Below are 13,327 nucleotides of genomic sequence, written 5' to 3'. Positions count from 1 at the left end.
GGGTGATTTCTTCCAATTCAAAGCCTCAATCAGGCGATTTATGAGAGCACATTCTCTCCGCACTTCCATATTCTCTCTGCATCAACGCTTTACTAGGGAATACCGTGTCGTTCGCCGTTTTGACTGCATTCTGGGCCGTCTCTTTGCTTCTGGTTCTCACCCCCGGTGCGGACTGGGCTTACGCAATTTCAGCGGGCCTGCGCGGGCGACGGCTGGTGCTGCCTGCCGTCATTGGCCTCGCCTGCGGCGCACTGCTGGCGACCGGGGCGGTTGCAGCCGGTGTGGGCGCGCTGGTGGCGCAGAACCCGGCCCTGCTGACGGCACTGACGGCGACCGGGGCGCTTTATCTGGCCTGGATGGGCATAGGCCTGTGGCGCAGCCCCGCCGCCATCAGCCACGCCAGCGACGCGGAGCCGCAGGCGCGTTGGCGCTGGACAGTGAAAGGCGCCAGCGTCAGCGGGCTCAACCCCAAACAGCTGTTGCTGCTGCTGGCCCTGCTGCCGCAGTTTGTGCGGCCAGATGACAGCTGGCCGGTGTCGGCGCAAATCATGGCGCTGGGTGCCTTGCATGCAGCCAGTTGCGCCGTGGTGTACTTTGGCGTGGGCTGGGGCTCGCAAAGAGTGCTGCGCACGCGGCCCTCTGCCGCATTGCTGGTGTCGCGTATTTCGGGCGCGCTGATGCTGGGCATTGCCACGCTGCTGCTGGTCGAGCTCGCACTGCATTGATCGTATAAAAACAAGAGCGGCTAGCGCCTGCCAGTCAAGGGATTCAGATAGCTTTAATCCTGAATCGCTTGAAAGGCGAGCACTAGCCGCTCCTTTTTATGAAGGGCTTCTAGCTCTTCAGCGCGACCAACACCTCATCCAGCATCTTCTTGGCATCGCCAAACAGCATGCGGTTGTTCTCTTTGTAGAACAGCGGGTTGTCCACACCGGCATAGCCCGATGCCATGGAGCGCTTCATCACGATGGACTGCTTGGCCTTCCACACTTCCAGCACCGGCATGCCGGCGATAGGGCTGGTGGGGTCATCCTGCGCAGCGGGGTTCACGATGTCGTTCGCGCCGATGACGATGGCAACATCGGTCTCGGGGAAATCGTCGTTGATCTCGTCCATCTCCATCACGATGTCATAAGGCACCTTGGCTTCGGCCAGCAGCACATTCATGTGGCCGGGCATGCGACCCGCCACGGGGTGAATGGCAAAACGCACATTCACGCCCTGGCCGCGCAGCGTCTTGGTGATTTCGTTGACCGTGTGCTGGGCCTGCGCTACCGCCATGCCATAGCCGGGAACGATGATGACGCTTTTGGCGTCGCGCAGCATCTCGGCGGTCTCTTGTGCGCTCACGGGTGTCACTTCGCCTTGAGGTTCAGCCGCGGCGGCATCGCCCTTCTTGGCGGGTGCGCCGGAGCCAAAGCCGCCGGCAATCACGCTGATGAAGTTCCGGTTCATGGCCTGGCACATGATGTAGCTCAGGATGGCACCCGATGAGCCCACCAGCGCGCCGGTCACGATCAGCAAGTCATTGCCCAGCATGAAGCCCGTGGCCGCAGCCGCCCAGCCCGAATAGCTGTTGAGCATGGACACCACCACCGGCATGTCGGCACCGCCAATGGCCATGACCATGTGCACGCCAAACAGCAGGGCGATCACCGTCATGACGATCAGGGGCAGCATGCCGTCGGCAATCGTTTCAGCGCGCACAAACTCACGGCCAAACCAGATCACCACCAACAGCGCCAGCAGATTCATCCAGTGGCGACCTGGCAGCAGCAGGGGCTTGCCGCCGATCTTGCCGTTGAGCTTGCCAAAGGCAATCAGCGAACCCGAGAAGGTAACGGCACCGATCAGAATACCGACGTAAATTTCCACCTCGTGAATGGCTTTTTCTGCGCCGGTCAGCTGGATGGAGGTATCGACATAGCTGGCAAAGCCGACCAGGCAGGCGGCCAGACCGACCAGGCTGTGCATGAGCGCGACCAACTCGGGCATCTGGGTCATCTTGACGACCCTGGCTGCGTACAGACCAATGCCTCCGCCGACGACCAGCGCACCCACAATCCACGCCATGCCGTTAGGGCCGACACGGGGACCGAAGATGGTGGCCAGCACGGCCAGACCCATGCCGATCATGCCGAACAGATTGCCGCGGCGTGAGGTTTCAGGGTTGGACAGCCCACCCAGACTGAGAATGAACAAAATAGCGGCGCCCAGGTAGGCCACCGTTGCGAGACTTTGGGACATGGTGTTTCTCTCTCGTTCTTCTTATTTCTGGAACATGGCCAGCATGCGGCGTGTCACGGCGAAGCCACCAAACATGTTGACGGCCGTGAGCACCACGGCGGCAAACGCCAGCCAGCGAATCAGCTCGTCAGGGCGGCCTGTGCCGGCCGTATCCGGCGGCGCAATCTGCACCAGCGCACCAATGGCGATGATGCTGGAGATGGCGTTGGTCACGCTCATCAGCGGCGTGTGCAGCGCGGGCGTCACGTTCCACACCACCATGTAACCGATGAAGCAGGCCAGCACGAAGACGGTGAAGTGGCCCAGGAAGGCCGCAGGCGCGTAAGCCCCAATCAGCCAGAAGACCGCAGCGGCCACCGCAAAGATGATGGCCAGTGTCTTGGCAGGCAGCGGGCCGCTGGAGCCATGGCCGTGGCCGCCCTTTTTCTGCACCGCAGGCGCTTCAGCGGGCTTGGCTGCAGGCTTGGGCGCTTGCGCCAGCGGCGGGGCGGGCCAGGTGATGTCACCGTTCTTCACCACGGTCAGGCCGCGAATCGCGTCGTCTTCCATGTTGACCACAGCCACACCGTCCTTGGCCTTGCACAGCTCTTCGGTCAGGCGCAACAGATTGTTGGCGTAGAGCGTGGAGGACTGCTTGGCCAGGCGCGATGCGAGGTCGGTGTAGCCGATGATGGTGACGCCATGGCGCACCACAGCCTTGTCAGGCACGGTCAGCTCGCAGTTACCGCCTTGCTCGGCCGCCATGTCCACGATCACGCTGCCGGGCTTCATGCTTTGCACCATCTCGGCCGTGATCAGCTTGGGGGCAGGCTTGCCGGGAATCAGGGCCGTGGTGATGATGATGTCCACATCCTTGGCCTGCTGCGCGTACATGGCGCGCTGCGCGGCCTGAAAGCCTTCGCTCATCACCTTGGCGTAACCGCCACCGCCAGCGCCGTCTTCTTCGTAATCGACCTTGACGAACTCGCCACCCAGGGAGATGACCTGATCGGCCACTTCAGCCCGCGTATCGTTGGCGCGCACGATGGCGCCCAAGTTCGCTGCCGTGCCAATGGCCGACAAACCGGCCACGCCAGCGCCCGCAATAAACACTTTGGCCGGGGGCACCTTGCCCGCGGCGGTGATCTGGCCGTTGAAGTAGCGGCCAAAAGCGTTGGCGGCTTCAATCACGGCGCGGTAGCCGGAGACACCGGCCATGGATGTCAACGCATCCATCTTCTGCGCGCGGCTCAGCGTGCGGGGCAGCGAATCAATCGCCAACACCGTGACCTTTTTCGCCGCCAGTTGCTGCATCAGATCGGGGTTCTGGGCAGGCCAGATGAAGTCCAGCAGAATCTGGCCTTCGCGCATCAGTGCCACTTCTTCCGGGGTGGGCGGGCGCACCTTGAACAGGATGTCGGCAACGGACCAGACCGCAGCGGCGGTGGGCAGAATTTCAGCGCCAGCTGCGCGGTAAGCGTCATCGCTGAAATTGGCCGCATCGCCAGCACCGGATTCGACCGAGACCGAAAAACCCAGCTTGATCAGTTTCTCGACCACTTCGGGCACGGTGGCCACGCGCTTTTCCAGCGGGAAGGTTTCCCGTGGGATGCCGATGCGCTGGGCGCTGATCGGCTGGTTGGCAGGGGTAGACATGAAAAGTCTCCTGGAGTTTGAAAACGGTTCTCCAGACGCTCACCCACCCCTGACCACTCCTCCAGTTGGGAGGACAGTGCGTTACGCGGGCATGGGCACGGCCGGAATGATCTTGAAACTGGGTCGGGCCGCTTCCTATGAAGCCATTACCCGCTGCCTTGCAGCACAAATACCTTAGCAGAACGCACCAAAATAGGGCACGCGCATTTTTGCTAGCTCAAATGAGGTATGACGCCGAAATCTGAATGGGCACTTTTGATGCCTCGGCTCTGCCGTGTCATGCTTGCGGGGTTCGCGTCGCGCGAGACTACGTCATCCCACGAAAAATACAAGTCACAGATGTTGCAATACCACACCGTACCCGTCACCGCCTTCCAGCAAAACTGCTCCATCGTCTGGTGCGACCAGACCATGGACGCCGCCATCATTGACCCCGGCGGCGACATTGAGCAGATCGAATGGGAGGTCGAGCGCCTGGGCCTGAACCTCAAGGCACTGTGGATTACCCACGCTCACATTGACCACGCCGGTGGCACCAGCGAGCTGGCGGCCAAGCACAACCTGCCCATCATCGGCCCGCACCAAGGCGACCAGTTCTGGATTGACGGCCTGCCCCAGCAAGGCGCGATGTTTGGCTTTCCACATGCAGATCCCTTTGTGCCCACACGCTGGCTGCATGACGGCGACACCGTCACCATCGGCAACGAAACGCTGAACGTGCGCCACTGTCCCGGCCATACCCCCGGCCATGTGGTCTTCCACTCCGCGCAGATTGACCGCGCCTTTGTGGGCGATGTGATTTTTGCCGGCAGCATTGGCCGCACCGACTTCCCTCAGGGCAACCACCAGCAGCTGATTGATTCCATCGTGCAACGCCTGTGGCCCATGGGCGACCAGACGGTGTTCATCCCCGGCCACGGCCCGGAGAGCAGCTTTGGCCGCGAGCGCAAGATGAACCCCTACGTCAGCGGCACCTGAGCCCTGACGCGCTCGGCTCTTGCGGATTCGCACCTTCCGTAGCAGCATGCGCGTGTCACGCTCTTTGTGACGCCACACCAATCGGAGGGCCTTCGTATGCGCAACTCATGGAAAGTCTGGCTGGCTTCAGCCTTGCTCGGCAGCTCGTTTGCCAGCTTCGCTCAAGCTCCGGCAACGGCTCCTGCCGCCCCGGCTGCAAAAACGGCACCGATGCCCGCCAAACCTGCCGCAGAGCCAGCGGCAAAGGCTGCTCCGGCACCGGCCGCAGCGGCAGCCAGTCCAGACATGCAGACCTTTGTCTGCAAGGATGGATCGAGCATGAGCGCTGCCTCCTCCAAGGGGGCCTGCTCGGGCCGCAAGGGTATCGATCAGGACGCAACCGCCAAGGCCGCTGCGGGTGCCAAGATGGCCAAGACTCCAGCACCTGGCGGCGGTGCAGGCAAGGTCTGGGTCAATGAAGACACCAAGATCTACCACTGCCCTGGTACCCGCTATTACGGCCAGACCAAGGCCGGCAAGTACATGAGCGAGGCAGAGGCCAAGGCCGCCGGTATGCACGGAGCCAACAACAAGACCTGCTCCTGAACGACTGGTTAAACCTTGAGCCCAAAGCGCCTGCCAAAGCAGGCGCTTTTTTATGATCGGTTAAAACACATTCTTGCGCTGATATATCAAGCGCTAGCTGCTATAGAAAAGGAAGATGAATGAGCTGGATTGCCGGGATTGGCATGGTCGTGGTGGCGCTGCTGCTGATGTGGGCGTTTTCGGCGCTGTTCATCAGTCTCGCAGCCGGACTCATCGTCTGTGCCATCCTGTGGCTGCCCGTGCGCCTGTGGCGACGCAAGCAGTTGATGCGCGAGCGGGAGCAAAACCCCGCACTAGACTGGCAGCAGGCGGCGCAGCAGCACCCTTCCATGCACTATCTGCTGACACTGCTGGTCATCTGGGCAGGCTGCGCTGCGGGCATGGCAACCTTTTTGCTTCTGCCCCGCAGCCTGTATTCGCCCGACATGCTGACACTTGCTTCAGGCATTGCATGTGCGATTGCACTGGGTGCCTTGGTCAACACCACAGGCAATGTGCTCAGCACCCGCAAGTCAGCCCAGCAGGCTGCACAAACACGCGAGGCATGGGGACTGGCCGCCAGCTTTCTGGGCTTTATTTCCATGCCTTTGATGATGTTTGCATCCCCCCATGCGGCAGGCTGGATGGTCTTGCGCGAGGAGCTGCGCGGCTATGACAGCACGCAGCTTCATATTCCGCTGAAGATCGATGATGCAGAGCACCGCCAAGCCCTGCTGACGCTGGTGCAGCCACTGCTTGAGCAAGGCAGTCAAGTCTTTAGCCATCGCGCCAGCTCGCGCAGTGGCAGCAGCTACACCCTGCGCGCGGCCTTGCCTGCGCGCTACCGCTTTCAGGCTGGCGTGCTGGAGCTGAGACTGGGCGGGCTGATGGATGAAGCGCAGCTGCAGCGGCATTTGCAGGCGCTGGTGGCCGTTGTCGACAATGAAAGCATTGACGGACTGCAGCTGGCCTATGCCCAGTGCCAGCCTTCAGCACAGGGGCTGGCGCGGCAGCGCTTTCTGGGTCAGGGCTCGCAGCGAATGCAAGCCTTGCAGCAATGTGTGCACCGCCGCCAGATTGCGCTCAACGCTGCCCTGCCACTGCTCAAAGGCAATCTGCAGCAGATCGAGTTTGGCTGGGATGTGTTTCGCCCGTGGCTGAGCTGGCCCCGCTGGCAGGCCGTGGATTTGCCTGAGGACGAAGACGGGCTGCTCAAGCTCGACAGCCTGCGCTGATCCGCACTAAGACCCGCTATGCGGGCAGCACATCCACCCACTGCCCCGGCTCCAGCCCCTCGATGGAATATGGCCCCACGGCCATGCGCACCAGCCGCAGCGTGGGGTGGCCGATGGCCGCCGTCATGCGGCGCACCTGCCGATTTTTACCTTCGCGAATGATGAGCTCTATCCAGCAATCAGGAATGCTCTGGCGCACGCGAATCGGCGGGTTGCGCGGCCACATTTCTGGCTGTGGCGCTATCCGGCGGGCCTTGGCGGGCAGGGTCTTGCCATCGTTCAACTCCACCCCGTCGCGCAGGCGCTGCAGCGCGGCTTCATCGGGCATGCCTTCGACCTGCACCCAGTACGTTTTTTCCATCTTGTGGCGCGGGTCGGCAATGCGGGCCTGCAACTGGCCGTCATTGGTCAGCAGCAGCAGGCCTTCGCTGTCGGCATCCAGCCGGCCCGCCACGTATACGCCCGGCACATCGATCCAGTCTTTAAGGCCCTGCCATTTGCCCTCGGGCGTGAACTGACTCAGCACGCCATAGGGCTTGTGAAAGCACAGCAAACGAGACACCTCAGGGCGGGGCGCGCTCTGGCGCACCACGTTGCTGCGGCGCGGATTGTTTGGGCCGGCGGTGCTGGGGCGGTTGGATGAGAACGGACGGGGCATGGGTCAGAAGCTTAGCGCCAGCGACATAGGCCTGCGCTTTAAGTCAAAAAGCCTTGTAGCGCTGACTGGATAAGCGCAAGCAGCTATCAGTTTTGAAATTCAGGAGCGGCTGCCCCCACCAGTGGCTGCGGATACACCTCGCGCACGCAATCCAGCCAGGCCTGCGCGGCGCGCGACAGATAGCCGGGCCGCCACATCAGGGCCACATCCCAGGTAATTTCTGGCCCCACTAACGGGCGGCTGGCCACGCGCTGCGGGTCATAGCGCGCAATCACATGCTCAAACATCACGCCCACACCCACGTTGGCGGCGACAAGATGACCGATGAAGTCCCAGTAACGCGTCTGCAGCTTGACCTGAGGCGTAAAGCCCGCCGCTTCGCACTGCTGCAACACATGCTCGTGCAGGGCAAAGTCAGAGGTATAGAGCACAAAGGGCAGGTCACGCAGATCGCTCCAGTGCATGGGTTCTTCAGGGTTGGTCACACGGTTGGCAGGCAGCACCACGCGGGTTTTCTGACGTGCCACGGTGTAGCGCTCCAGCGCCGGGTCGGGCTCCGAGAACAGGCCCAGCGCCATGTCCAGCTTGCCTTCCTGGATCAACTGATACTGGGCGCGTGCGCCCTGCTCGTTGACCTGCAGGTTCACACCCGGATAGCGCTGCTGAAACAGCGCAATCACCGGCGCCATGTAGTGCCCGGCGGTGGGCATGATGCCCACTGACAATTCGCCGCGCGTAATGTTGTCCACCTCCGCCACCTGGCTGCGCAGCAGCTGAGCCTGTTCAAGAATCTCCAGCCCTCGGTCGTACACCACCTGTCCGGCATCGGTCAGCTGCACGCCACGGCCTTCACGCAGCAGCAACTGGCCGCCGAATTCGTCTTCCAGCGCCTTGACCATCTTGCTGATCGTGGGCTGGGTTACATGCAGGGCTTCAGCCGCACGGGTGAAACCGTTCTGACGCACGACTTCAATGAAATAACGCAGGGCACGCAAGTCCATAAAGATTCCTTTTTTGCATGCAAAAAATGAGAATAAGTCATTTTAAGAATATGAGTGGAAACCCTAGAATTTATCCATGTCATCGATTTCCGAAGCGGCAGCCCCCAGCGCTCAGGGCCGCAGCTATAGCCTCCTGCAGACACTTTGGCCAATGGCCAAAGCCGTGCTGCAAGTCGCCTTGCTCAGCGCTATCTGGATTGCCATGGATGTGCTGCGCCAGCGTTTTGGCTGGAGCATGCCGGCCGGGCTGATCGGCTTTGCGCTGCTGGCCGTGGGTCTGTTCAGTGGCCTAGTCAAGGCGCAATGGCTGCAGACCGGCACCAACTGGCTGCTGGCCGAGATGCTGCTCTTCTTTGTGCCCGCCATGCTGGTGGTGACCGAGTACCCCGACCTGATCCGCCATCAGGGCCTGCGCATTCTGGCCGTCATCGTGGCCAGCACCGCCTGCGTGATGGCCGTGACCGCACTGGCCGTGGACCGCGCCTACCGCTTCGAGCTGTGGCTGGCGCGGCGCCAATCAAGCCGTGATGCTGCGGCGCAGGGCACGGAGTAAACCATGCTCTCCAATGAAGTGATTGGCGTGCTGTCGCTGCTGGCCACCGTGGCCTGCTACGGGGTCAACAAGCGCCTGTACCGCAAGCACCCCCACCCGCTGCTGATGCCCATCGTCGCCACGCCCATGGTGCTGATCGCTCTGTCCCTGCTGACCCACGTGCGCTACCCGCAGTACATCGCTCAGACGCACTGGCTGGTCTGGCTGCTGGGTCCCACCACCGTGGCTTTTGCGCTGCCTCTTTACGAGAACCGCAAGCTATTACGCAAGCATTGGATGTCGATTGCCACCGGCGTATTGGTGGCCAGCGTGGTGTCCATTTCCACCACCATTGCCTTTGCCGAGGCCTTTGGTCTGTCTGAGACTCTGCAAAAAGGTCTGGCCGTACGCAGCATCACCACGCCGTTTGCGATCGAGGCAGAGAAAGTGCTGGGCGGCCCCACCGATCTGGCTGCGCTGTTTGTACTGCTGACCGGCGTCAGCGCCATGCTGTTGGGCGAAACCGTGCTGCGCGTTCTGCCCCGTATTCGCAGCAAGCTCGCCACCGGTGCCAGCTGGGGCGGTGCCGCCCACGGCAGCGGCGTGGCCCGCGCCCGCCAATCGGGTGAAGTGCAGGCCGTGATGGCATCGCTGGTGATGATGATTGCCGGTGCGCTGAATGTGATGGCAGCTCCATGGGTACGCTTGCTGTTTTTCTAAAACAGGAGCTACTGGCTCAGATCCCGTCTGCGCTAGCGGCCAAAATTCATAAAAATTTCAGACAAACAGGCAGCAAATCCCAGACGGGAGATGCTGCCTGTTTGCATTGATCGCTCGCGGGCTTGCCGTACGCACGGATACCCGCAATAGCGGTCAATTCCCGCCACTTGCGCAAGCTCTCCAAGCCCTTCTGTCCGCTGAAAAGGTTTGTGAAAACTGACAGGAATATCACCGAGCTGTCCTGATTCTGTTGGGTCCGGCTTTCTACGATGAAGCCATCTACTCACCCATCGCCAAGGCATGAGGGAGTTAGGTCTTATCCACTTCCATCAGGAGATTTCGCCATGTCCCAACGTCATCTGTCCATTTCTTTACTGCTTGCCAATGCTGGCGCCGTGCTGGCTCTGGCATTGCCCGGCATGGCTTTTGCGGCCTACGAGCATCCGACCAACACTGAAGCAGGTGTTGTGGTGCATCCAGAGCATTTCATCAGCCAGAAGACACGCGAGCAGGTCAAAGCGGAGACTGAGGCCGCCATGCGAGAAGGTCGTCTGTCCTTCGGTGAAAGCAATTTCCCCATCCCTCCCGCCGTCAAGGGTCCCGGTAAAACGCGCGAAGAAGTGCTCCGAGAACTGCGCAACGAAACGCAGCAAGAGCGTGAAGCTCGCAATCAGGCCATGGCCGGTTAATGGCAGCAGCCCCCAAGGCCGAACCTGCAGGGGGCCAAGAAAAAAGCACCGAGTCCAGGCAAGGACACGGTGCTTTTGGGGCGTGGAGAAGAATCAGGCCAGGGTGTAGGCCGTCTTCACCGTGGTGTAGAACTCCTGAGCATAGCGGCCTTGCTCACGCGGGCCGTAGCTTGAGCCCTTGCGACCGCCGAACGGCACGTGGTAGTCCACGCCTGCCGTGGGCAGGTTGACCATCACCATGCCGGCCTGGCTGTGGCGCTTGAAGTGGGTGGCATATTTGAGGCTGGTAGTAGCAATGCCGGCAGACAGACCAAATTCCGTGTCATTGGCCACGGCCAGCGCTTCCTCATAGCCGCTGACGCGGATCACGCTGGCCACGGGGCCAAAGACTTCCTCGCGGTTGATGCGCATCCCGGCTTGGGTGTCCACCAGCAGCGCCGGCTGCATGAAGAAGCCCTGTTGGCCGCTGCCGGTATGGCAGGCCACGCGGCCACCGCCCGAAGCCAGCACCGCACCTTCGGCCTTGGCGATTTCCACATAGCTCAGGTCCTGCTCCAGCTGGGCCTGGCTGACCACGGGGCCGATGTCGGTGCCGGCGGCGCGGGCGTCACCAACCTTGATTTTGGCCATGCGAGCCTGCAGGGCTTCGACAAAGGCCGGATAGATCTTGTCCGTCACGATCAGGCGGCTGGACGCCGTGCAGCGCTGGCCGGTGGAGTAAAAGCAGCTTTGCGCCGACAGCTCCACGGCCTGATTCAGGTCGGCGTCATCCAGCACCACTTGCGGGTTCTTGCCGCCCATCTCCAGCTGCACTTTTTTGCCCGAGGCGACGCAAGCTGCCGCAATGCCACGGCCCACGCCGACCGAGCCGGTAAAGCTGATGGCGGCAATGCCAGGGTGTTGCACCAGGGCTTCGCCAATCACGCGGCCACGGCCCATGACCAGGTTGAACACCCCGGCCGGAATGCCGCTGCGCTGAATGATGTCGGCCAAAGCCCAGGCGCTGCCGGGCACCAGATCGGCGGGCTTCAGGACCACGCAGTTGCCAAAAGCCAGGGCCGGAGCGATCTTCCAGGCGGGGATGGCGATGGGGAAGTTCCAGGGCGTGATCAGGCCGACCACACCGATGGCTTCGCGGGTGATCTCCACACCGATGCCGGGGCGCACCGAAGGCAGAGTCTCGCCAGACAAACGCAGGCATTCACCGGCAAAGAACTTGAAGATCTGGCCGGCACGGGCCACTTCGCCAATGCCTTCCGCGCGGGTCTTGCCTTCCTCGCGGGCCAACAGGTCGCCCAGCTCTTCATTGCGTGCCAGGATCTCGCTGCCGATCTTGTCCAGCGCGTCGGAACGCGCCTGGATGCCTGACACGCTCCAGGTGGGAAAGGCGGCCGTGGCAGCGGCCACGGCGGCTTCCACATCCGAGGCATCGCCCTGGGCGTATTCACCGATCACATCGGACAGATCGCTGGGGTTGGTATTGGGGGCGTAGCTTTTGCCTTCGACCCATTGGCCGTTGATCAGGTTGTCGTAGCGGGACATGGAGTACTCCGTAAGAAAAAGGGGGCGCCAAAGCGCGTGATTCAGATCAGTGCAGGGATCTAGCCACCGGCGCGCTCCAGGCCAGAGACGCCGGGCAAGGGCCGCCCCGCAGCGCTGGCGTCGTCCCCCTGGGGGGAAGGCACGCAGCGCCACAGGGGGGAGGCATCACCTCACCATGCAAGGGCGCTTGTTGTCGAACTTCCAGTCGGGGATCAGGTACTGCATGGCGATGGCGTCATCACGCGCACCCAGGCCGTGTTCCAGGTACAGGGCATTGGCGCGCTGCAGCGCGGCGCGGTCCACGGTCACGCCCAGACCCGGCGTTTTAGGCACTTCCACAAAGCCACCCTTGATCTGCAGCGGGTTCTGGGTCAGATACTGGCCGTCTTGCCAGATCCAGTGCGTATCGATAGCCGTGACCTTGCCGGGGACGGCAGCCGCCACATGGGTGAACATGGCCAGCGAGATGTCGAAGTGGTTGTTGGAGTGGGAACCCCAGGTCAGTCCCCAGTCGCGGCAGGTCTGACCCACGCGCACGGAGCCGGCCATGGTCCAGAAATGCGGGTCGGCCAGGGGGATGTCCACGGACTGCAGCGACAGCGCATGCACCATCTGTCGCCAGTCGGTGGCGACCATATTGGTAGCCGTGGGCAGGCCGGTGGCGCGACGGAATTCCGCCATGACTTCGCGGCCCGAGAAACCGTTTTCGGCACCGCAGGGGTCTTCGGCATAGGCCAGCACACCGTGCATGTCGCGCATCAGGCGGATGGCATCCCTGAGCAGCCAGCCACCATTGGGGTCTAACGTGACACGCGCCTCGGGAAAGCGCTTGGCCAGTGCTGTGACAGCTTCGACTTCCTGCTCGCCAGCCAGCACACCGCCCTTGAGCTTGAAGTCGTTAAAGCCGTAGCGCGCATAAGCGGCCTCGGCCTGGCGCACGATGGCTTCGGGCGTCATGGCCGTCATATGGCGCACCTGGGTCCAGTCGTCATGGCCCAGCTTGTCTTCGCCCGGCTTGACGTAGTCCAGGCCGGTCTTCTCGCTGGGGCCAACGAAGAACAGATAGCCCAGCATTTCCACACGGTCGCGCTGCTGGCCTTCGCCCAGCAACGCCGCCACGGGCACGCCCAGATGCTGACCCAGCAGATCGAGCAATGCAGATTCGATGGCCGTGACCGCGTGCACGCCGATACGCAGATCGAAGGTCTGCAGGCCGCGACCGCCGGTGTCGCGACCTTCCAGCGACTTTTGAACCTCTTGCAACAGCTGCAGGTGCTGGCCGATGGAGCGGCCGATCAGCACCTGTTTGCTGTCCTCCAGCGCCAGGCGTATGCCTTCACCACCCGGAACCTCGCCCACCCCGGTGCGACCAGCGCTGTCATGCACCAGCACGATGTTGCGCGTGAAGTAAGGCGCATGCGCGCCGCTGAGGTTCATGAGCATGCCGTCGCGGCCGGCGACGGGGATGACTTCAATCTCGGTGATGGTCGGGGTAGAGGACATGGAGGTCTCTTCAGAGGTCTTGG

Annotated in this window: 13 protein-coding genes; 7 read left to right on the top strand and 6 right to left on the bottom strand. The window is 62.2% G+C overall.

The genetic code is table 11. The annotated features are described in order from the left end of the window. Positions 1 to 104: 104 nt before the first annotated feature. Positions 105 to 725 carry a LysE family translocator gene (locus HF327_RS02025; protein ID WP_169106644.1) on the top strand — a complete coding sequence of 207 codons (621 nt, stop codon included), beginning with the start codon at positions 105 to 107 and terminating at the stop codon, positions 723 to 725. A gap of 109 nt (positions 726 to 834) precedes the next feature. Here the strand turns inward: HF327_RS02025 and pntB are convergent, their stop codons facing one another. Together pntB and HF327_RS02015 are read right to left on the bottom strand one after the other, a co-directional pair. After that, the gene (gene pntB / locus HF327_RS02020) at positions 835 to 2,247 is read right to left on the bottom strand and encodes a Re/Si-specific NAD(P)(+) transhydrogenase subunit beta (protein WP_169106643.1); all 1,413 of its coding nucleotides are present in this window, start codon (positions 2,245 to 2,247) and stop codon (positions 835 to 837) included. A 21-nt stretch (positions 2,248 to 2,268) separates the two neighbouring features. Then, a complete protein-coding gene (locus tag HF327_RS02015) occupies positions 2,269 to 3,882 on the bottom strand; it encodes a Re/Si-specific NAD(P)(+) transhydrogenase subunit alpha (protein ID WP_169106642.1) in 1,614 nt (537 codons plus the stop codon). 339 nt (positions 3,883 to 4,221) lie between these two features. Between HF327_RS02015 and HF327_RS02010 the strand changes: the two genes are divergently transcribed. The 3 genes from HF327_RS02010 to HF327_RS02000 all read left to right on the top strand — a co-directional run bounded on the left by HF327_RS02010 (position 4,222) and on the right by HF327_RS02000 (position 6,659). Then, entirely contained in the window at positions 4,222 to 4,860 is a 639-nt protein-coding gene (locus HF327_RS02010; protein ID WP_169106641.1) for an MBL fold metallo-hydrolase, read from the top strand. Positions 4,861 to 4,956: 96 nt separating this feature from the next. Then, positions 4,957 to 5,445 (top strand): sunset domain-containing protein, encoded by a 489-nt coding sequence (locus HF327_RS02005; protein ID WP_198460378.1) that lies wholly within the window; start codon positions 4,957 to 4,959, stop codon positions 5,443 to 5,445. A gap of 119 nt (positions 5,446 to 5,564) precedes the next feature. Beyond that, positions 5,565 to 6,659, top strand: a complete 1,095-nt coding sequence (locus HF327_RS02000) for a hypothetical protein (RefSeq protein WP_169106640.1) — start codon at positions 5,565 to 5,567, stop codon at positions 6,657 to 6,659. Positions 6,660 to 6,675: 16 nt separating this feature from the next. On the opposite strand, the gene HF327_RS01995 is transcribed toward HF327_RS02000, so the two are convergent. Then, positions 6,676 to 7,317, bottom strand: a complete 642-nt coding sequence (locus HF327_RS01995) for a pseudouridine synthase (RefSeq protein WP_169106639.1) — start codon at positions 7,315 to 7,317, stop codon at positions 6,676 to 6,678. Between the two features lie 86 nt (positions 7,318 to 7,403). Then, positions 7,404 to 8,318: a LysR family transcriptional regulator gene (locus tag HF327_RS01990; RefSeq protein WP_169106638.1), complete on the bottom strand. Its 915-nt coding sequence runs from the start codon at positions 8,316 to 8,318 to the stop codon at positions 7,404 to 7,406. Positions 8,319 to 8,394: 76 nt separating this feature from the next. Between HF327_RS01990 and HF327_RS01985 the strand changes: the two genes are divergently transcribed. The 3 genes from HF327_RS01985 (at position 8,395) to HF327_RS01975 (ending at position 10,259) form a co-directional block, all read left to right on the top strand. Further along, positions 8,395 to 8,871 carry a CidA/LrgA family protein gene (locus HF327_RS01985; protein WP_169106637.1) on the top strand — a complete coding sequence of 159 codons (477 nt, stop codon included), beginning with the start codon at positions 8,395 to 8,397 and terminating at the stop codon, positions 8,869 to 8,871. A gap of 3 nt (positions 8,872 to 8,874) precedes the next feature. After that, positions 8,875 to 9,570, top strand: coding sequence for an LrgB family protein (locus tag HF327_RS01980; protein WP_169106636.1), 696 nt, complete (start codon positions 8,875 to 8,877; stop codon positions 9,568 to 9,570). Between the two features lie 344 nt (positions 9,571 to 9,914). Continuing rightward, positions 9,915 to 10,259: a DUF4148 domain-containing protein gene (locus HF327_RS01975; protein ID WP_169106635.1), complete on the top strand. Its 345-nt coding sequence runs from the start codon at positions 9,915 to 9,917 to the stop codon at positions 10,257 to 10,259. Between the two features lie 93 nt (positions 10,260 to 10,352). On the opposite strand, the gene HF327_RS01970 is transcribed toward HF327_RS01975, so the two are convergent. Both HF327_RS01970 and HF327_RS01965 read right to left on the bottom strand, forming a co-directional pair. Continuing rightward, positions 10,353 to 11,801 carry an aldehyde dehydrogenase family protein gene (locus tag HF327_RS01970; RefSeq protein WP_169106634.1) on the bottom strand — a complete coding sequence of 483 codons (1,449 nt, stop codon included), beginning with the start codon at positions 11,799 to 11,801 and terminating at the stop codon, positions 10,353 to 10,355. Between the two features lie 165 nt (positions 11,802 to 11,966). Next, on the bottom strand, positions 11,967 to 13,304 hold the full coding sequence (locus HF327_RS01965; RefSeq protein WP_169106633.1) for an enolase C-terminal domain-like protein: 1,338 nt from the start codon (positions 13,302 to 13,304) through the stop codon (positions 11,967 to 11,969). Positions 13,305 to 13,327: the final 23 nt, after the last annotated feature.

Origin of the sequence: Comamonas suwonensis (assembly GCF_012844455.2) — a bacterium.
In the GTDB taxonomy this organism is placed as follows: domain Bacteria; phylum Pseudomonadota; class Gammaproteobacteria; order Burkholderiales; family Burkholderiaceae_C; genus Comamonas; species Comamonas suwonensis.
This window is presented reverse-complemented; position numbering and strand designations above follow the sequence as displayed.

What these genes read in the sequence shown, in the direction of transcription:
- HF327_RS01965 (WP_169106633.1), bottom strand. Translation starts at nt 13,304, where the DNA reads ATGTCCTCTACCCCGACCATCACCGAGATTGAAGTCATCCCCGTCGCC.
- HF327_RS01980 (WP_169106636.1), top strand. Translation starts at nt 8,875, where the DNA reads ATGCTCTCCAATGAAGTGATTGGCGTGCTGTCGCTGCTGGCCACCGTG.
- HF327_RS02005 (WP_198460378.1), top strand. Translation starts at nt 4,957, where the DNA reads ATGCGCAACTCATGGAAAGTCTGGCTGGCTTCAGCCTTGCTCGGCAGC.
- HF327_RS01990 (WP_169106638.1), bottom strand. Translation starts at nt 8,318, where the DNA reads ATGGACTTGCGTGCCCTGCGTTATTTCATTGAAGTCGTGCGTCAGAAC.
- HF327_RS01985 (WP_169106637.1), top strand. Translation starts at nt 8,395, where the DNA reads ATGTCATCGATTTCCGAAGCGGCAGCCCCCAGCGCTCAGGGCCGCAGC.
- HF327_RS02010 (WP_169106641.1), top strand. Translation starts at nt 4,222, where the DNA reads ATGTTGCAATACCACACCGTACCCGTCACCGCCTTCCAGCAAAACTGC.
- HF327_RS02000 (WP_169106640.1), top strand. Translation starts at nt 5,565, where the DNA reads ATGAGCTGGATTGCCGGGATTGGCATGGTCGTGGTGGCGCTGCTGCTG.
- HF327_RS01995 (WP_169106639.1), bottom strand. Translation starts at nt 7,317, where the DNA reads ATGCCCCGTCCGTTCTCATCCAACCGCCCCAGCACCGCCGGCCCAAAC.
- pntB (WP_169106643.1), bottom strand. Translation starts at nt 2,247, where the DNA reads ATGTCCCAAAGTCTCGCAACGGTGGCCTACCTGGGCGCCGCTATTTTG.
- HF327_RS01975 (WP_169106635.1), top strand. Translation starts at nt 9,915, where the DNA reads ATGTCCCAACGTCATCTGTCCATTTCTTTACTGCTTGCCAATGCTGGC.
- HF327_RS01970 (WP_169106634.1), bottom strand. Translation starts at nt 11,801, where the DNA reads ATGTCCCGCTACGACAACCTGATCAACGGCCAATGGGTCGAAGGCAAA.
- HF327_RS02015 (WP_169106642.1), bottom strand. Translation starts at nt 3,882, where the DNA reads ATGTCTACCCCTGCCAACCAGCCGATCAGCGCCCAGCGCATCGGCATC.